Origin of the sequence: Olleya sp. 1-3 (assembly GCF_002836085.1) — a bacterium.
GTDB classification, from domain to species: domain Bacteria; phylum Bacteroidota; class Bacteroidia; order Flavobacteriales; family Flavobacteriaceae; genus Olleya; species Olleya namhaensis.
This window is the reverse complement of sequence record NZ_PJBW01000009.1, coordinates 65,063-84,744: the sequence shown is the minus strand read 5'-3', so window position 1 is coordinate 84,744 and position 19,682 is coordinate 65,063. Positions and strand designations below refer to the sequence as shown.

The window sequence follows — 19,682 nt, the reverse complement described above, 5'->3', positions numbered from 1 at the left end:
AAATTATTAGCATACAGAATTATACATAAAATATTTAATTTCTCTAATTCATGGAAATTCGGATATATTTATTAAAAAATATGTTAAAATACGTTCCTTCATAAATATAATCGACAAACTACAAGTATAATCGTCTAAATTTGCATCGCCCAAATTAAAGTTGCTATAAATGAAATACTTACGCTTACTATTATTTTTCTGTACACTAAATTCTTTTTCTCAAGTAGGGATTAATACAACAACACCTGATGCATCAGCTATTTTAGATGTAACTAGTACTGATAAGGGATTATTGATTCCTAGAGTTAATTTAACGTCCTCCACTGATACAACTACAATAACATCGCCAGTAGCTAGCTTGTTAGTCTATAATACTGCTACTATTGCGGATGTCATTCCGGGGTATTTTTATTGGAGTGGTGCGGAGTGGTTGCAATTAGCAACTGCAAAAACAACAGGCACTGATTGGAATATTTTAGGGAATTCTGGAACAAATGAATCCGTAAATTTTATAGGAACTACAGACGATCAAAATATTGTTTTTAAACGAAATAGCATACAAGCTGGTTTATTAGATTCTAATAATGTCTCATTTGGGGTTAATGGTTTACCGCTTAGTACTTCAGGAGCTGAGAATGCTAGTTTTGGTGTAAATGCGATGTCTTCAAATACGTCAGGGGGACAAAATACGGCTATTGGCCAAAACGCTTTAAAAGACAATTTAATAGGAAGTAGTAATACAGCGGTTGGTTACAATACGCTTATTGCAAATACAGCGAGTTCTAATACAGCTATAGGATCTAGTTCACTGGTTAATAACACGTCTGGTTCAGGTAATACAGGAGTCGGGTCATTAATTCTAAATCAAAACACTATTGGAGCTAACAACACAGCATTAGGTATGCAATCACTAACTAAAAACACAACAGGAACTAATAATACTGCAACTGGGATTTTTTCTTTATTTGATAATACAACAGGAACACATAACACAGCAAGTGGGTCAGAATCTTTAACTTTTAATACTAGTGGTGATTACAATACCGCTGTCGGTACTAATGCGCTGTATTCTAATAAGACCGCTGATGAAAACACTGCAGTTGGAGCGAATGCATTGTATGCTAATGTTACTGGATTTAATAATACTGCTTTAGGTACAAATTCTCTTAAAGGTAATACTGGAAGTAATAATACAGCTATTGGTAAAGATGCTTTAATTACTAATACAAATGGAAGTAGTAATGTAGCTGTAGGAGTAAGATCTTTGGCAACTAATAATGGACATTATAATACTGCCACAGGGGTAAATTCACTTAGCAGCAATGATACTGCTAGTTATAATACTGCCAATGGTTATAATGCGTTAACTAATAATATTTCAGGTAGTAGTGATACTGCTATAGGTGCAAATTCGCTTTATTCTAATCAAACAGGAATATCTAATACAGCTGTAGGTGCCAACTCATTATATACTAATACAAGTGGTGGTAATAATACTGCTATTGGTACTAGTGCATTAAGGCTAAATGATACAGGAGTGAATAATACAGCTACAGGAGCCAATGCATTAAGTAATAATGTATCTGGTGCAAATAATACTACGAGTGGTGTAAATTCAATGTTGTATAATGTAGATGGAATAGGTAATACTGCTAGTGGATTAAATGCTCTTTTAAATAACAGTTCTGGGAATTACAATACAGCTTTTGGTCAGGGTGCTTTAAGTGGAAATACATTAGGAATCCATAATGTTTCAATAGGTGTTAATACATTAAATGCTAACACAGAAGGAGATTATAATGTTGCTACAGGTGGGGCTTCCTTAGGTAGCAATACCTTAGGTTTACGCAATACAGCTTCTGGTTTTAGTTCTCTTTCAGGAAATACTATTGGTAGCAATAATACAGCTTCAGGTTATATCGCATTAAGCGGAAATACTGAGGGGGATCATAATTCAGCTTTTGGTTACCAATCACTTAGATTAAACACTACTGGAAATAATAATACTGCACTGGGTCATAGAGCCTTAGATAACGTAACAACAGGAAGTAATAACACAGCGATAGGTTATTTGTCTTCTGTGCCAGATCCAACAGCAGATAACCAAGTTAGAATTGGCGGTATTGCAATAACATATGCAGGAGTGCAAGTAGCATGGACGATTACCTCTGATAGACGTTGGAAAAACACTATTGAAGATTCAGATTTAGGACTAGATTTTATAAACAAATTACGTCCAGTATCTTACTTCAGGAATAATGACAAAAAGAATAAATTGGAGTATGGTTTTATAGCTCAGGAATTACAAGAAACATTAAAAAATAGTAGTTCAAAAATAAATGGAATTATTACAGAAGATACCGAAGGTATGCTAAGTGTAAGATACAACGATTTAATGGCGCCAATGGTAAAAGCGATTCAAGAGCAAGATAAGGAGATTAAGGTGTTAAAGTCCGAAAATGACGCTTTAAAATTAAGACAAGAAGCTATGGAAAACGAGCTGAAAGAGATCAAAGACTTGTTGTTAAATAAGAAATAATTAAGCTCTAATATTAGAAGCACAAGCACCTCTTTTTAGTAACATATACTCTCCATTATTTTTAAATTCACGTATTGAAGTTCCAGCGTAGCGTTTGAAGGTTTTAGATAAATGACTAACATCTGTAAACCCTAACTCGTCAGCAATTTGAGTTAATGTAAAATCAGAATTTAGTAGTCTTATTTCTACTAATTTTAGCTTCGCTTTAATAATATATTCACGTAAAGGCATATTAACTTGTTTTTTAAAAAACTCGCTAACATAAGTTGGAGACATCATAAAGATATCGGACAGATTTTCGACTTTAAGCAACTCTGTTTTATCAATATTTTCATTAATATAAGTTAGCATTTTTGTAATTCTATCATCCGAATTATTTTTAGGTAATTCAAAATAACTACCTTTTTTTATGTTCCTAATTAGTATTTCAAGAATGCTAGTCATTAGGCTTGTCACAAGGTTTATAGACGATTCTCCGTAGTTTCTAGATTCTTGCAAAATCATACTTATTAAGCTTTCTAGATGGTTTCTATCTACATCATTCTTAATAATATCTCCTGGTAATTGGTTGTAATTTGATAAGATATAAGAAGCTTCTTTAAACCATTCATTTCTATCAATAGTAATACGATTTATGTTTTTAAAGAATGAATCTGTAAACTTTAAAAACACAAATTGTGTAGGTTGCGCTATTGTAAATGAGTGGCATTTTAAAGGTGGTAATAAAAAGATGCTGCCTTTATTATAGGCGTGCTCGTTGTAGTTAATACATTGCGTTCCTGTACCATTTTTAACTAAAACCAATTCAAAAAAGTTGTTTTTAACAGGGCGTTGTTTCCAATCTATTAATTCTATTTCTTGTATTTCGAAAGGTTTAAAAGCTTCAATTACTTGCATTTTTATCTGATTGTTTACAATTTCTATTCAAATTTAGAAAAAAAAGAAATAACAACCTGATTTTTTATACTCATAACCTTTATTTATACATTAATATCCATTTAAAGTACATTAAAAGGGTTCAGTTCAATCATACCTTTGTATTGTATTTGAGACTAATCTTAAATCCATTTAAATATTTTACTCATGAAAAAATCGTATTTAACAATTGTTGCAAGAATTTTAGTAAAAGAGGAGCATAGAGCGTTTGTAAAAACAGAACTATTAAAACTTTTAGATGTGACTAGAGCAGAGGAAGGTAATATAAGTTATGATCTACATCAGGATAATGATAATCCAAACTTTTTTATATTTCATGAAAAATGGATTAATCGTGAGTTATGGCAAAAACATATGGGTAATAAATATTTAGCGCACTATTTAAAAGTAACAGAAGGCAAGGTTGACGAGTTTATTTTAAATGAAATGACAGAAACAGTAAATTAGAAAAGCATACAGTTATAAATTATTTAATAGGGATTAGGATTTAAATTCTAATCCCTATTTTTGAATAAATCAAAACAGCTTTAATGTTTAAACACCTTCAAAAACACTCGATTTTATCAATATCAGTAAGTATCATATTTGCGTGTACATTGGTTGTGTTTTTTTCTACCGAAGCTAGTTATAATGCTATTGAAAGTGCTTCATTATGGGTGCGTAACTATTTTGGATATTTTTATCTGTATTTAGGTTTTGGTTGTGTTTTGGCGCTTTTGTTAATTGCGTTTTCAAAATATGGACGAATAAAACTCGGGAAACCATCGTCAAAACCAGAATACTCTTTATGGTCTTGGACTGCTATGCTTTATAGTGCAGGAATGGGATCTGGTATTTTATTAAGAGCAGTGCAAGAGCCTGTTTTTATGCAACAAAATCCGCCTTTTACTTCTGGTTTATCTGCACACACCGTCGCTTTAGAGTTTACGTTTTACCAATGGGGACTTACAGCGTGGGCTTTTTATGGGCTTTTTGCAGTAATTGTTGGGTACGCCTTGCACGTCAAGAAAAAGAAAGTAAGAATTAGTGCAACTATAGAAGACGATGTTAAAAGCAAGACATTAAAAAACAGTGTAGATGTTATAACTATTATAACGACTGTTTTTGGTTTAGTGGCTGCAATCGGATTAGGAACAACGCAGATTAATGGTGGTTTAAATCATATTTCAAATCAAGATTTTGGACTAATAACTACAATTTTGCTATGTGTGTTTATTTCTACTGTGGCTTGTTATTCTGCTTGGCAAGGTGTTAATAAAGGGATTAAAATATTCTCGAACCTAAATATCATTGTCACTTTTGCCATCTTGTTGTTTATCTTTTTTACTAGTGATATAAAACAAATATTAATAGCATTTTTCACATCTACATATCATTATATAATCGATTTTGTGCCCATGAGTTTAGCGCTTGGCGATTATAATCCTGGTTTAGAATTCTTAACCGGTTGGACATTTTACTATTGGGCCTTTTGGTTAGCATGGGCACCATTTACAGGTATATTTATTGCGCGTATTTCTAAAGGTCGTACCATTAGACAACTGCTATTGGGTGTTTTAATTATTCCGTCTTTGGGGACTTTTTTCTGGTTTTCCGTTTTCGGAACCTCTGCCTTTCAATTAATAGAACAATGGGGAACTTATAATAATGAATTTAGCAACGTGTTTTCTTCCATTTTTGTATTCTTTGAACATTATCCGTTTGCTACATTTTTAAATATAACTTCAATTGTATTATTGATCAGCTTTTTGATTACTTCTGTAGATTCGGCAGTATTTGTATTAAGTATGTTTACAGATAAAGGCGCTAAAAATCCAAGTAAAGCACATCGTGTTATCTGGTCTGTTTTTATTTTATTAGCAACCATAGCTTTAGTATTGTTGGGTAATATTAAGGCGGATATTAATGTTTTAGAAGCAGTACAACGTTTACTAATAATCACGTCGTTACCGTTCTCTTTTTTTATTATAATTATGTTGATTCTTTTTGTTAAAGACCTAAGGAAAAACAAAGCAATACCTAGTAAAATAGAGCTTTAATTACTGTAAGTTTTTAGTCTTATTTTCGATTAATATATAAACAATAAAAGTATGGATGTGTTTAATCAACCTAACTTATTTTCTACAGATCAAGTCGTAAAAACAGTATTTGATTTACCTGGTGCAGATGTTACTTTATTCGAAAATTTCTTCAGCATAGAAGAAAGTAATGCCTTATATACAAGTCTATTAAATAATACAACTTGGGAGCAGGACCAAATGGCTATTTATGGCAAACAAGTTGATTTACCTAGACTTACAGCATGGTATGGTGATACGGATTTAGAAGTTGCTTATGTTGGAAAAACAACAAAATTACGTCCTTGGACTGCAGAATTAATTAAAATCAAGGAACGTATAGAAGAGGAGGTCGATGTCAAGTTTACACGCTGCTTACTTAATTATTATCGCGACGGAAAAGATAGTGTAGATTGGCATCAAGATTATGAAGTCGGTAAACGTAAAAACACGGTAATTGGATCGGTAACTTTAGGAGCCACACGACCGTTTCAGTTAAAACACGCCACACGTAAGGATTTAAAACGTATCGAAATTCCGTTAGCCCACGGTAGCATGTTAATAATGCAAGGTGCTACACAAGAAAACTGGAAACACAAAATCCCTAAAACAGTAAAACCTATTCTACCAAGAATTAACTTAACCTTTAGATGGGTTCAGTAATTTTTTTTGGTATTAATAAAGGATTACGATGGTTTTAAAAGTATAAATGGTTGGCTATATTCGGGTTATTTCATAAAAATTAAGAAATATTTATGTTTTTTAAAGTCTAAAACCTCCATTTATACCTAATTCACCTTTTTTTATACTTCAATTTACCTGTGTACTGGTTTTATCTTTGTACATAACTAAAAACTAATCATTAAAACATATAAATATGAATTTAAAAGAAACACTAAACTGGAGATACACAACTAAAGAATTTGATACTACCAAAAAAATATCTGAATCGGATATGTCACAGGTTAAAAATTTATTAAGGATGAGTCCATCAAGTGTAAACCTTCAACCTTGGCACTTTATAGTTGCTGAAACTACAGAAGGTAAAGCACGTATGGCTAAAGGTACTAAAGGCTTTTTTCATTTTAATGAACCAAAAATTACGAATGCATCAGCAGTTGTACTGTTTTGTTCTAAAATTGATGCTGATGAAGACTATTTCAAGCACATAGCTGACATAGATGACAAAAATGGAAGGTTCCCAAATGAAGACATTAAAAATGGCTTTTTAGGGGCTGTAAAAACATTTGCAGACATTCATAAATACGATTTAAAAGATTATCAACATTGGATGGAAAAGCAAGTATATCTTAACATTGGTAGCTTTTTATTAGGAGTAGCTAGTTTAGGTATTGATGCAACGCCAATGGAAGGTGTTGATGTTAAAGCTTTAGATGAAGAATTCGGCTTAAGAGCAAAAGGATTTACATCTTTAGTAGCCGTTTCTTTAGGCTATAGAGCAGAATCTGATTTTAACTCAACAGAAAAAACACCAAAATCTAGATTACCACAAAGTGAAATTATCACTGTAATATAATTTAGAATAAAAATATAGAATAAAACACGCCAAAAGATACAGTAAGAGATGTTTTATATTTAAACAATACGAAGCTAAAGTAATGGTATTTACACCATTTTTAGGCGTTAAAACTTCTGACTTAGGACGTTTTAATGGACAATGGGAGTAAAATCATTTACGGAAGCGCATTGGGTTACTATTCAAAAAACACAAAGAAAGTACCTGTTTAAAGCATCAGATTTTCAATAGAAAAAAGAATTGATACTAAAATGCTCCAATTAATCACATAATTAATTGGAGCATTTGTTATTTATATAAAAACAAAATAGCGTTTTTTATTATCCTTATTTCAGATCACTCTTTATTAAAATAGGCTTAGGATTTGTTATCTCCATAGTGTTATTAGCGTCTTCTGCTATTTCTTTTCTAATTTGCTTTATAGTTAATGTACTTCCGTCATGGCTCCAACCTGGGGCAGCAAAGGCATATTTAAATTTATGATACCAATTACTCGATTTTTTCATATCATCCCAAATATTTTTATACTCGTGTGTTAAAATAATAAACAAGTTATAAGATTCAGGTGGAACAGAAACGCCATATTTTATGTCAATAGTGTGGTCTATTTTTTTCCAAGTTCCAAAAACACGATCAAATACATTTAGGATTCCACCATGGTTTTTATCCATGTATTCAATATTTTGGGCGTGATGCACTTGGTGCATCGTATGTGTATTTAAAAAGGTTTCTAAAAAACCTAAGTTTTTGACATATTGTGTATGAAGTTGAAATTGCCATAACGCTTCTATACCCATGCAAACAACTAACATTTCTGGCGGGAAGCCAATAATTACAATCCAAACATAAAAAAAAGGCTTGTAAAAAATAGTAAACCAACCATTACGCACAGCTGTCCCTAAGTTAAAATTATCTGAAGAATGATGTACGATATGCGCTGCCCATAAAAAACGAACCATGTGGTTTTGTCTATGGAACCAGTAATAAGAATAATCGTCTAAAAGCATGCAAATAATCCAAACATACCAAGCGTAGCCAAAAGATTGCCAGCCCATAATATTGGTACGGACACCATCCACAAGAGGATTGAAGAGCTCATAAGCAAAATTAAAGACTAATATTACGGCTACTGTTTTTACTAGCGCACCTACAATTGCAGATCCTATTCCAAGCGATAAGCTTGAAAAAAAATCTTTCCAATTGTATAATTCTTTATTGTCAAGTGTTTTGCTATAAGTAAGCTCTATTGCTATAAAACCTAAAAAACAAGGAACACCGTAAACTAACGGGTTTGTAAAATCCAATATTGTAGTTGTTTTGTGTGTGATTATATAACGGAAATTTCCATTATACATTTTGCATGTGGGCAATATACTTCATTTAAATGCATTTAGGCCTTGATATTAAATTCATTAATTATTTAAATGTCAAAATGTTTTTAGATATAATAAGGCTAAATAATCGATCTAAAGTGCCTAAAATAGTAATAATATCAGAAAATAGATAGCTTTATAAAGGTGTCTTTTTGTTGCTAATATTTTTATTTACTATTAAAAATGCGATAATTAATTTAGTGATTAATAGTAGCATTTATTATATTATACAATATTGTTAAAAAAACTATAATAAATCATAATTGGTTTGGTCAAACAGAAGTATTTCAAGTTCTTTCCGGATTAATAATTTAACACTAAATGGAGAACATTACAACATTTGCAATCACAGTCTTTACAGCGTTTTTTGCTATTACAAACCCAATATCAAATATGACCGTATTTGTGTCTTTAACGCAAGGTGCAGACAAACAAACTAAAAATGATATTAATAAAAAAGCCAATATAATTGCTTTTATAATTGTAACCGTTTTTATTTTATTAGGTAAGTATATTTTTGAATTATTTAATATTAGTATTCCTGCTTTTAAGATTACTGGAGGTATATTAATATTTTTTATCGGTTTTGATATGCTGCAATCTAAACAGTCTAATGTAAAAAGTTTAAATGATGTACATATTGACGAGGATATTGCAGTTTCTCCATTAGCTATTCCAATTTTAGCTGGTCCAGGAACTATTGTAACAGCTATGAATTTTGTTTCAAACGCAGCGCCTTTGCAGATGTTTTTGGTTATCGCTATTTTCGGTTCTATGAGTTTAATTACTTATTTTACATTTAAATTAAGTGATTTTATTGTAAAATTAGTAGGTCATAATGTTATCTCTGTAATTGGAAAAATTATGGGATTAATTATTGCCATTATAGGAACAGGTATGATTATCCAAGGTATTAAAATCTCTTTTGACTTAATCGCTAGTTAAAAAAACTTCGATTAAAATATTGTGTGTTTCTAATTCAATAATTTGTTTTAATAGCTAAATAATAATGAAAAAAGTACTCGTCTTATTTTCTCATCCAAAGTTTGAAAAATCTAGAGCTAACACAGCACTAGTGGATCATATAAAAGACATGGAAGGTGTTACATTTCATGATTTGTACGAGCGTTACCCCGATTTCCATATCAATGTTTCAGCAGAAAAAGAACTTTTAAGTCAACATGATATTATTATATGGCACCATCCTTTTTATTGGTATAGTTGTCCACCGTTAATGAAGCAGTGGATTGATATGGTTTTAGAATTTGGTTGGGCGTATGGACCAAATGGAGATACGCTACAATCTAAAACCTGTTTAAATGTTATAACTACTGGTGGTTCTAGAGAAGTGTATTGTTCAGAAGGTAGTAATAGTTATACTATCCGTCAGTTTTTAAGACCATTCGAGCAAACTGCAAACTTATGCGGGATGAATTATTTACCGCCATTTGCAGTCATGGAAACTCATAAATTAAGTGATGATGATTTAATTAAACATGCTGATAAATATGGTGCTTTAATTACTTTACTTAAAGACAACCTTTCTAATACAGATTGTAATGGGTTTTCATTTATAAATGATATTCCAAAATTAAATACAACATAAATTATGAGTGGAAGCATACTTTTTGAAGCGATAGTTTTTCTTGCAGGTGCCATAATATGTGTGTCAATTGCTAAAAAGTTAGGATTAAGTTCTGTTATTGGATACTTATTTGCAGGTGTTTTAATTGGGCCTTATGTTTTAGGATTTATTGGTAATGAAGGCGAAGATATTTTACACTTTGCAGAGTTTGGTGTAGTTATGATGTTGTTTTTAATTGGTTTAGAGATAGAACCTAAAAACTTCTGGAACATGCGAAAAACCATTGTAGGTATGGGTGGAATACAAGTAGGAGGTACCATGTTACTATCCTATATTTTATTTGCTTTACTAGGTTTTGATTGGAAAGTTGCTTTGGTAATATCTATGGCTGTTGCGTTATCATCTACCGCAATAGCATTGCAAACTATAAAAGAAAAGGGCTTAATGGATACCACTTTTGGGACGTCGTCTTTTTCCATTTTATTGTTTCAAGACATCATTGTTATTTTCATGTTGGGTTTTATTCCGTTATTATCAAATACAGATAGTAACGCTTCCGCGGAAAAACATAGCGACCATACTAATTTATTAGAAAGTTTGCCCATTGGTTTTCAAACGTTAGCTATTATAATGTCGGTTGTTTTAATCATTGTTGCCGGACGTTATTTAATTGTTCCAATGCTAAGAAAAGTGGCAAAAACAGGCGTTAGAGAATTACTAATTGCGGCTGCGTTATTAATTGTTTTCGGAATTTCATTTTTAATGGAATATGTCGGGATAAGTCCAGCTTTAGGTGCGTTTTTAGGAGGTGTTGTATTATCTAATAGCGAGTTTAAGCATGAACTAGAAAGCACGTTAGAACCCTTTAAAAACTTACTGCTTGGTTTGTTTTTTATGGCTGTAGGTGCTTCTATTAACTTTATTGTTATTGCTAATAGTCCATTGACAATTGGAGGATTATTAATTACAATTATAATATTAAAAGCAATTGTTTTATTTATCACAGGATACATTTTTAAACTAAAATTAGATCAAAACTTACTACTAACTTGTAGTTTAGCCCAAATTGGAGAATTTGCGTTTGTATTATTGTCTTTCGCATTTGGATTAAATATTTTAGAGCAAGAACAGATGGACATAATGCTTGTTATTACAGCACTTAGTATGTCTTTAACGCCAATTATTGGTATTATAAACGAGCGTTTTATCTTGCCTAGAATTGGAACTAAAGAGTCGGTAAAACGCCCAATGGATCACATTGCAAAATCTCAAAAAATTATTTTGGTAGGCTTTGGTCATTTTGGAAGTACTATTGGACGCTTTTTACGTTCGCATGGTGTAGAAGCAACTATTTTAGATCATGATTCTAACCGTGTTGATTTTCTTCGTAAAATGGGATTTGAAGTCTATTATGGAGATGCAACCCGTTTAGATTTATTAGAGTCTGCAGGTATTGCAGATGCCAAAATAATTATTTGTGCTACCAATAAGATAGACGTTTCTAAAGCTATTAGTAAAATAGTTAAAGAAAACTATCCGCATGTAGAAATGATGATTCGAACTAAAAACCGTTATGATGCTTATGAGTTACTTAATCTAGGTCATGAAAATATTTATCGCGAATCCTTAGATACCTCTTTATCATTAGCCAAGGATGTACTAAGTAAAATGGGGTTTAGAAAATACACGTTGACTAGACAAGTTCAAAATTTTATTAAGTATGATGAGGATAGTTTAAGACGTTTAGCTTCTGAGCCAAAACGAGAGGAAGACTACATTTTTAAAGCAAAAAAAGAATTAGAACAACAAGAAAAGTTTTTAAACGAAGACTTTAAACGTGGTATTGTAGAATATGATAACCATTGGGATAGCGAACATATTAGAAAAGCTTTAAATAAGTTTAACGAAGAATAAAAAGCATGCATAAAGAGATTCCGCATATCGTCTTCGATTCTCCAAAACCAGAAAATTCTGGTATAGATATATTAACTATTTCTAGCCTAGCAGAGCGTAAAGATGATATTACACATAATCCTGAAAAGGCTCACCAATTAGCTTTTAATATGATTGTGTTTTATACAGCAGGTCATAGTAGGCAATTAGTAGATTTTGTTTGGCATGATGTTAAAAAAAACACGATTATTCACTTATCTAAAGGTCAGATTAATGCGTTTCAATTTAGCGATGGCTTGGAAGGTTACATCATACTTTTTACTGAAGACTATTTAAAAAAACAGATTAACACATTGCCTAAAAACGAAGTGATAAGACTGTTTAATGCACATTTGTTTTCTCCAATTATTCAGGTTCCAGAAGATTCTAATGTTTCAAATTACATACAATTGTTTTTTCAAGAATATTCTAATATTCAAGAAGACTACAATCAAGAAAATACTTATAGTGCGTTGTATTCTATTATCTTTTCAAAATTGGAACGTTTAAAGCAATATCAAACGTTTCATTTAAAACGATCGGATAAATTAAATAGTTTCTTAGCATTTAAGTCTCTTTTAGAAATTCATTTTAATACAAGTAGAAACGCCGATTTTTATGCCAAAAAATTAAACATTACTTATAAGCATTTAAACAGTATCTGCAAAGACCTAGTAACTATTACTGCAAAGCAGTTTATTGATGCTTTTGTAATCTTAGAAGCCAAACGTTTACTTATAAATTCGGAAATTAAAAGTACAGAACTGGCGTATTCTTTAGGTTTTGAAGAGCCTACAAATTTTGTAAAATACTTTAAGAAACATACAGGATTTACCCCTAATAGCTTTAAAAAAGACTTTATCTAGTGTTTTAGGTTCGGTATTTACCATTTTTAAAACCATTTTCACCTTTAGTTAGCTGTGGTGTTGCTATAATTTTGTCCTCATAAAAATAACATTTATGAAAACGACAATTACAACATTAGCATTAGTCATGACACTTATATCATGTAAATCTGAAAAAGATTTAAACACTAAAACAATAATTAAAGACACCACTAAGATGGAATTATCAAACAAAAACAAAACAGTAGCAATATTAAAAAGTATTGAAACAGGAGATAAAGTAGCTATTGGTTATATTAATCCAACAAACTATAAGCAACACAACCTTGCTGTAGCAGATGGGTTGGCTGGGTTTGGAGCATTATTATCTCATGCACCAGAAGGTGGCTTTAAAGTAAAAACAATAAGAGCATTTCAAGACGGAGACTACGGATTTGCACATACGGAATATGATTTTTTTGGTCCTAAAATTGGTTTTGACATCTTTAGATATGAAAATGGTCAAGTAGTGGAGCATTGGGATAACTTAATAGAGAAAGCAGCTTTAAATCCAAGTGGGCACTCACAAACAGATGGTTCAACTGTTATAACTGACTTAGATAAAACAGAAGCAAATAAAACACTAGTATCCAATTTTATAAATGACATTTTAGTTAACGGTAAAATGGATAAAATTGCAAATTATTTTGATGGAGACAACTATATCCAACATAATCCAAATATTGGTGATGGTTTATCTGGTTTAGGACAAGCTTTGGAAGCTATGGCAAAACAAGGTGTTACAATGCAATTTACTAAGGTTCATAAAGTATTGGGGCAGGGTAATTTTGTATTGACTGTAAGTGAAGGTGAATTTGCGGGGCAACCAACGTCTTATTATGATTTATTTAGAGTGGAAAACTCAAAAATAGCAGAACATTGGGATATTATAGAAACTATTGCACCAGAGACAGATAGAAAAAATACAAACGGAAAATTTAATTTCCCTAAGTAATTAGGAACAAAATATTTAAAAGGCTATCCATTTGGTAGCCTTTTTTCTGTTGTAATTATTAATAGTAAATACTCAAAATATGTCAGACGTAAGAACGTGTCCAACTTGTGGCGCAAAAGCAAAGTTTAAAGTAAAAGAAACTATTGAAACCTATACCGCAGTGCAAGATGACGACGCTTTTAAAAAGATTGCACAGTTAAAAAAAGCTATGAATGTCTTTAAAGTGAAAGCCGAAGCATTGGAGCAGGAGTTAGAAGACCTAAAAAGGAGCTAACTATATTTTAAAAATATTTTTGTTTGATATCCTTTGTTTTAATTGCTTCAGTGGTAGTAATAAATCGCATAAAAAGATAAATGGATAGTACATGAGAAATGACAATTAATACAGTAAATGTGTCATTGTAAGCTATAAACTCATTTATAGGTGTTAAGCCAATATGAAATAAACAGAAAATAGCAGCTCCTAATATTATTGTAGAGTTATCGTAATGATCATTAACATATATTAGAGCACATAAAATAGTAAAGATTAAAACACTAAATGCATTTAAAATTATATATAACAGCATTGGTTCTGGTATAAAATCTAATATCAAATCTAATACAGAATAAATAATGTAACTCACTAATAATAAGCCTATAAATACTGAAAAATAGAGGATGGATTTTAGTTGTCCTTTGAGTAGATATTTTCTTAAAATTAAAGCGCTCGATATTAAATAGAGGGAAGTTAAGATTGTAATCCATTTAAAATGGGTGTTAAAATCTAAAAATGTTAACAAATCGGAGACTATGATAGCTAACAATCCAATAATATATAAAGGCTTTACTTTTTGATTTCTTAGACTTATATATTTTAAAAGAATAGCAAATATGGTTACAGGCATAAAGTAAGTTAATACTTTTTTGTCTGCTATGATACTAACCAAAACGGTAGCTATAAAGCTGAGATATACAAAAAGATTAAAAATTACATCTTTCTGTTTTAAGTAGTTAAAAGAAAACAACTGTTTTATAGTCATTTAAATAATTAAGTTTTTGTTAGGATTGGGGATTTTAAAGATAATAAATTCTTTTAAAGAAACTGACAACTAATAGGTTATAATTAATCATTATAACAAAACAATAACATAACTTATATATTAGTTAGAATATAAAAACGACACAATTTTTTCTTTAAGAAGCATTAATAATGGCGCTAATATGTTAAAAACACAGTTATTTGATGTGATTTTTGAATAAAACATACGATTAATATTAGTATTGTGCTAATTATTTATTTTAAGCAGTAGAATATTAATCTTTGGCATTATCTTTGCTTTCAATAAAGTATTAATAATATAATTACATTACAATGAGTAAAGGAACAGTAAAATTTTTCAACGACACTAAAGGTTTTGGATTCATCACTGAAGAAGGAGTTGATAAAGATCATTTTGTACACATTTCTGGATTAATCGACGAGATTAGAGAAGGTGACGAAGTAGAATTTGATTTAAAAGAAGGAAACAAAGGATTAAACGCGGTTAACGTAAAAGTTATCTAATATATAGTCAACAATTTTCAGAAAAGCCCATCTATTTTTAGATGGGCTTTTTTAGTATACCAATGTTGCACTCCAAAAAAGAGTGATTATATTTGCACCAAGTAGTTACAGTAATTTATGAGTGATAATAACACAAATCAAGACATACAAAATTGTATTTTGACATTGCAGCGTTTAGTAGACGATACTAATCAACTGTTTGATATGCCAGAAGAACAGCGCGTTGCATTATATAAAGTAGCAGGAGAATTATCTAGACCAAATCGTGACGAGTTTCAGCGAAGACGTAAAGATGCTAAAAAGGCTGCAAAACGTAAAATGATTGAAAGCGATAAACATGCTAGAAAATCAACAGGAATAAGATCTGCAAGAGAAGCAGCTTTATTTGTGGCACCAAAATTATTATCTGCAGCTGTAATTCCGGAGGATACTCCAGAGTTAGAATCGCCAAGAAATTGCTATGTCTGTAAAACGGTGTACACAAAATTACATCACTTTTATGATACAATGTGTACTGATTGTGGTGACCTAAATTATGCTAAACGTTTTCAAACAGCCGATTTAAAAGATCAAGTGGCTGTAATTACAGGTTCTAGATTAAAAATTGGATATCACATTACTTTAATGTTATTACGTTCTGGAGCTACAGTTGTTGCAACTACACGTTTTCCGGCAGATTCTGCTATTAGATTTTCTAAAGAAGACGATTATAAAACGTGGAGTGATAGATTACACATACATGGCTTAGATTTAAGACACATCCCTAGTGTGGAAATATTCTGTAATTATATAGAGCAGAAATACGATAGATTAGATATTCTAATCAACAATGCCGCACAAACGGTAAGACGTCCGTCTGGTTTTTATTTCCATTTAATGGAAAACGAGAAATTACCAATAGACCAATTACCTAAATTAGCACAAACCTTATTACAAGATCACGAAAGTTGTTTAGAAGAATTATCAAGTTTAAGTGTTGGGCCTTCAAAAACAGATAAAAACAATGTACTACCAGTAACATGGCATGGTCCTGAACCTGGAATAGGATTACGTAATTCGGCAGAATTATCGCAAATCCCATATAGTTTTGACAATTCATTACAAGCAGAAGAGGTTTTTCCAGAAGGACAACTAGACGCGGATTTACAACAAGTAGATTTAAGAAAAACTAACAGTTGGCGTCTAAAACTAGGTGAGATAGAAACTACAGAGATGGTAGAAGTGCAGCTAGTTAATGCAGTAGCACCTTTTGTGTTGTGTAATCGTTTGTCAAATATTATGATGAAGGAAAACACAGGTAAAAAACACATTATAAATGTGTCCGCTATGGAAGGTAAGTTTCATAGATTTAAAAAAGAAGATAGACATCCACATACAAATATGGCAAAAGCAGCTTTAAACATGCTAACACATACATCTGCTGCCACTTTTGCCAAGTCTGGAATATACATGAATGCTGTAGATACTGGTTGGGTTACTGATGAAGATCCTGCAGCGTTATCAAAACAAAAAGTAGAAGTACACGATTTTCAGCCACCATTAGATATTGTAGATGGTGCAGCGCGTGTTATGGACCCATTAATTGATGGTATTAATACAGGAAAACATTGGTGTGGTAAATTTTTAAAAGATTATTTCCCTATAGATTGGTAGGTAAATGTCGCTTGTTATACATACAAAAAACGCCCTTCAAATTATTGATGGGCGTTTTTTATTGTTTAGTCTTAAATATCTAATTTGAACTAATTATTTATTGGCTATTTTTTAACTGTAATGCTTTTGTTTTATCATATTTCATAAAGATGTTAATCCAAATATTTCTAGAAATTCTAAGTATTATAGGAAGTAACAATAACATCACAATTATTAATATAATATAAGAGGTCATAAAAGGAAGGTTTAAGAGGTAAAAAGTTATAAAAAATGAAATACTTCCAAAAAAGATACCTACCGGATAACTAACATACATCGCTCCAAAAAAGAAAGAAGGTTCAATCTTATACTTGGTGTTGCAATGGCTACAACGCGCTTCCATAGTTAAAGTGCTTGTAACCTTATAAGGATTAGGGACAGTATACATACTTTCGTTTTGACAAACAGGACAACTTCCACTTAAAATACTATTAATTTTGGTGCCTTTTAAAAATTCCATAATTTATGATTTATATCAATTAATTATAATGCTTTACTATACAAAAAACTTAAACAAGTTATATGTTAAATAGTCTTATAGTGTTGTGCGTTTACAGTGGTAAATATTACTACTTATGTACTACAAAGATAAGCTATGTCTAAAATGGTATTGTTGTAAGAATGTCGCTAATATTTGTATATTTAGGACATATTTTAGAATTATGAACACAATACCAATTTTAAATATTGAAGAGTTTGAAGAAGATTCCTTTTCAAATTTTTATAGTAACGATTTAAGTATTCACTTAAAAAACAATGCACAAATGGTGCACAAGCCTCATAGTCACAATTTTTATCTATGTGTCTTTTTTTTAGAAGGAACAGGAACACACGAAATAGATTTTAGTAGTTATGACGTGCTTAAGGGCAGTGTCTTTTTTCTAAGACCTGGACAAACACATAGTTGGTCTTTTACTAGCGCTCCAAGAGGTTATATCTTTTTTCATACCCAAGAATTTTATGAATTTTATTTTTTGAATAAAAGCATTACTCAATTTCCGTTTTATTATTCTTATGAAAATCCACCATATTTAGTTTTAAATGAAACAGAAATCAAGAGTATTAATTCTAGATTTGAAGCTATAAATATAGAGTTTCACAAAACAGATATCTATAAAAAGCAAAAATTAGCAAGCCTTATTAACCTTACTTATATTGATTTATCTCGTATTTACTCTACTATAGATGCCAAGATGGAAGTTTTGTCATCGTCATATTTAAATGCATTAAGTGTTTTAGAACAAACTATTGAAGCCTTCTATAAAACAGAAAAATCTGCAAAATTTTATGCCGATAAATTAAGTATAACAGTTAAACATTTAAATAGGATTACTAAGTCTACTATCAATAAAACCACAACGCAATTAATAACAGAACGTGTATTATTAGAAGCTAAACGATTAATAGTACATTCTAAAAATTCCTTTTCTAGAACAGCAGAAACCTTAGGCTATAATGATTATGCGCATTTTTCTAAACTTTTTAAAATGAAAGTAGGAATAACGCCTTTAGACTTTAAGAAGCGTTACGAAATTAATGATGACTAATTGTTTGTTTAAACGCGAATACATTGGATAAAATAGAGTAGCAGCCGTATTTACAAGCTTAATATTGTAAAACCAATTGTTAAATTTAAGTAATTAGTTGGAATATAGTATTAGAAACACACCAAGCATAATCCCTGCTAAAGGAATCAATTTTTGACGTTTATTCTGCTCTTTAAAGACCAAACCGCCAATAACAACAGCAATTATAATCTGACTTCTTTTTATGGCAGATAATAACATGATTAATGCATCAGGATCTTGTAAAGCTTTAAAATAAAAATAATCGGCAGCTTGCAGTAATACCCCGACAGCTATAATAGACCATCTAAATTTAAAGGCTTTTCGTTTTTTTGCATACGGAAACCAAGTTATAGATAAGATTACTAGTAAAATTAATATGGTATAAAGGCAAAACCAAAACTGTAATGTTTGCGGATTTAAATGTAATGTTTGGATCAGGTATTTATCATACAATCCACTTGATGCACCTAAAAAGGTAGCACCAATTATTGCAAATATCCATTTGTTACTCTTAAAATTAATACCTTCTTTTTTTCCAATTTTAGAATACAGTAATACTGAAAAAATAATAAGAAAAAATCCAATCCATTGGTAGGGATTAGGACTCTCTTTATAAATTACAATTGCACCAATAAACGTAAAAAAGGGTCCTGCGGAACGTATAGGCGTTACAATAGTTATAGGTAAATGTTTTAAGGCCTGATAAGCTAAAACCCAAGAACTAGCCATGATAATGGATTTTATAAAAATAAAACCATGCAATTGCCATGACAATTCCTGAAAATGGTAACCATGCGCTAATGCATACTCTGGGTATATAAAGGACAACATATAAAAGGTACCCACAAATAGAAAGCCACTAGACACAGTTCCCAAAAGTACAGGAAAAACCTCATTACCTTGTACTGCATGTTTTTTACATAAGTTGTGTAAACCTAAAAACAATGCTGCTAATAATCCTAAATACATCCACATGGCGCGAATATAGTTGTTTCGTTAATTTTCTAATTAATTTAATTGCAATTTTTAATGGTAATTAGTGATTCATTTTAGTGTATATGTTCTATGTAAGTCCCAA

At 31.0% G+C, this 19,682-nt stretch carries 19 protein-coding genes; 14 read left to right on the top strand and 5 right to left on the bottom strand.

The window, feature by feature from the left end:
• The first annotated feature begins 169 nt into the window (after positions 1-169).
• Positions 170-2,539 carry a tail fiber domain-containing protein gene (locus CXF54_RS10940; protein WP_101203569.1) on the top strand — a complete coding sequence of 790 codons (2,370 nt, stop codon included), beginning with the start codon at positions 170-172 and terminating at the stop codon, positions 2,537-2,539.
• Here CXF54_RS10940 and CXF54_RS10935 read toward each other — a convergent pair whose 3' ends face one another.
• Positions 2,540-3,436 carry an AraC family transcriptional regulator gene (locus tag CXF54_RS10935; protein ID WP_101203568.1) on the bottom strand — a complete coding sequence of 299 codons (897 nt, stop codon included), beginning with the start codon at positions 3,434-3,436 and terminating at the stop codon, positions 2,540-2,542.
• Positions 3,437-3,622: 186 nt separating this feature from the next.
• On the opposite strand from CXF54_RS10935, the gene CXF54_RS10930 reads away from it, so the two are divergent.
• The 4 genes from CXF54_RS10930 to nfsB all read left to right on the top strand — a co-directional run bounded on the left by CXF54_RS10930 (position 3,623) and on the right by nfsB (position 7,069).
• Positions 3,623-3,922, top strand: a complete 300-nt coding sequence (locus CXF54_RS10930) for a putative quinol monooxygenase (protein WP_101203567.1) — start codon at positions 3,623-3,625, stop codon at positions 3,920-3,922.
• Between the two features lie 83 nt (positions 3,923-4,005).
• Positions 4,006-5,514 (top strand): BCCT family transporter, encoded by a 1,509-nt coding sequence (locus tag CXF54_RS10925; RefSeq protein WP_101203566.1) that lies wholly within the window; start codon positions 4,006-4,008, stop codon positions 5,512-5,514.
• Between the two features lie 51 nt (positions 5,515-5,565).
• Positions 5,566-6,195 (top strand): alpha-ketoglutarate-dependent dioxygenase AlkB family protein, encoded by a 630-nt coding sequence (locus CXF54_RS10920; protein WP_101203565.1) that lies wholly within the window; start codon positions 5,566-5,568, stop codon positions 6,193-6,195.
• 214 nt (positions 6,196-6,409) lie between these two features.
• Positions 6,410-7,069: an oxygen-insensitive NAD(P)H nitroreductase gene (gene nfsB / locus CXF54_RS10915; RefSeq protein WP_101203564.1), complete on the top strand. Its 660-nt coding sequence runs from the start codon at positions 6,410-6,412 to the stop codon at positions 7,067-7,069.
• A 326-nt stretch (positions 7,070-7,395) separates the two neighbouring features.
• On the opposite strand, the gene CXF54_RS10910 is transcribed toward nfsB, so the two are convergent.
• Positions 7,396-8,373, bottom strand: coding sequence for a sterol desaturase family protein (locus CXF54_RS10910; RefSeq protein ID WP_101203587.1), 978 nt, complete (start codon positions 8,371-8,373; stop codon positions 7,396-7,398).
• 390 nt (positions 8,374-8,763) lie between these two features.
• Between CXF54_RS10910 and CXF54_RS10905 the strand changes: the two genes are divergently transcribed.
• The 6 genes from CXF54_RS10905 (at position 8,764) to CXF54_RS10880 (ending at position 14,072) form a co-directional block, all read left to right on the top strand.
• Positions 8,764-9,387 (top strand): MarC family protein, encoded by a 624-nt coding sequence (locus tag CXF54_RS10905; protein ID WP_101203563.1) that lies wholly within the window; start codon positions 8,764-8,766, stop codon positions 9,385-9,387.
• A 64-nt stretch (positions 9,388-9,451) separates the two neighbouring features.
• A complete protein-coding gene (locus CXF54_RS10900) occupies positions 9,452-10,048 on the top strand; it encodes an NAD(P)H-dependent oxidoreductase (protein ID WP_101203562.1) in 597 nt (198 codons plus the stop codon).
• 3 nt (positions 10,049-10,051) lie between these two features.
• Positions 10,052-11,941 (top strand): monovalent cation:proton antiporter-2 (CPA2) family protein, encoded by a 1,890-nt coding sequence (locus tag CXF54_RS10895; RefSeq protein WP_101203561.1) that lies wholly within the window; start codon positions 10,052-10,054, stop codon positions 11,939-11,941.
• Positions 11,942-11,946: 5 nt separating this feature from the next.
• Complete coding sequence (locus CXF54_RS10890; protein ID WP_101203560.1) at positions 11,947-12,825, top strand: helix-turn-helix domain-containing protein; 879 nt, start codon at positions 11,947-11,949, stop codon at positions 12,823-12,825.
• Positions 12,826-12,919: 94 nt separating this feature from the next.
• Entirely contained in the window at positions 12,920-13,798 is an 879-nt protein-coding gene (locus CXF54_RS10885) for a nuclear transport factor 2 family protein (RefSeq protein WP_101203559.1), read from the top strand.
• A 79-nt stretch (positions 13,799-13,877) separates the two neighbouring features.
• Complete coding sequence (locus CXF54_RS10880) at positions 13,878-14,072, top strand: hypothetical protein (RefSeq protein WP_101203558.1); 195 nt, start codon at positions 13,878-13,880, stop codon at positions 14,070-14,072.
• A 7-nt stretch (positions 14,073-14,079) separates the two neighbouring features.
• Here the strand turns inward: CXF54_RS10880 and CXF54_RS10875 are convergent, their stop codons facing one another.
• The gene (locus CXF54_RS10875; RefSeq protein WP_101203557.1) at positions 14,080-14,820 is read right to left on the bottom strand and encodes a hypothetical protein; all 741 of its coding nucleotides are present in this window, start codon (positions 14,818-14,820) and stop codon (positions 14,080-14,082) included.
• 332 nt (positions 14,821-15,152) lie between these two features.
• Between CXF54_RS10875 and CXF54_RS10870 the strand changes: the two genes are divergently transcribed.
• Complete coding sequence (locus CXF54_RS10870; RefSeq protein WP_090840850.1) at positions 15,153-15,344, top strand: cold-shock protein; 192 nt, start codon at positions 15,153-15,155, stop codon at positions 15,342-15,344.
• A 117-nt stretch (positions 15,345-15,461) separates the two neighbouring features.
• Positions 15,462-16,997, top strand: a complete 1,536-nt coding sequence (locus tag CXF54_RS10865; protein WP_090840848.1) for an SDR family NAD(P)-dependent oxidoreductase — start codon at positions 15,462-15,464, stop codon at positions 16,995-16,997.
• Between the two features lie 97 nt (positions 16,998-17,094).
• Here the strand turns inward: CXF54_RS10865 and CXF54_RS10860 are convergent, their stop codons facing one another.
• On the bottom strand, positions 17,095-17,496 hold the full coding sequence (locus tag CXF54_RS10860; RefSeq protein ID WP_101203556.1) for a DUF983 domain-containing protein: 402 nt from the start codon (positions 17,494-17,496) through the stop codon (positions 17,095-17,097).
• Positions 17,497-17,698: 202 nt separating this feature from the next.
• Here CXF54_RS10860 and CXF54_RS10855 point away from each other — a divergent pair, with 202 nt between their 5' ends.
• Positions 17,699-18,583, top strand: a complete 885-nt coding sequence (locus tag CXF54_RS10855) for a helix-turn-helix domain-containing protein (protein WP_101203555.1) — start codon at positions 17,699-17,701, stop codon at positions 18,581-18,583.
• 93 nt (positions 18,584-18,676) lie between these two features.
• Here the strand turns inward: CXF54_RS10855 and CXF54_RS10850 are convergent, their stop codons facing one another.
• Entirely contained in the window at positions 18,677-19,579 is a 903-nt protein-coding gene (locus CXF54_RS10850) for an EamA family transporter (protein WP_101203554.1), read from the bottom strand.
• Positions 19,580-19,682 lie beyond the last annotated feature (103 nt).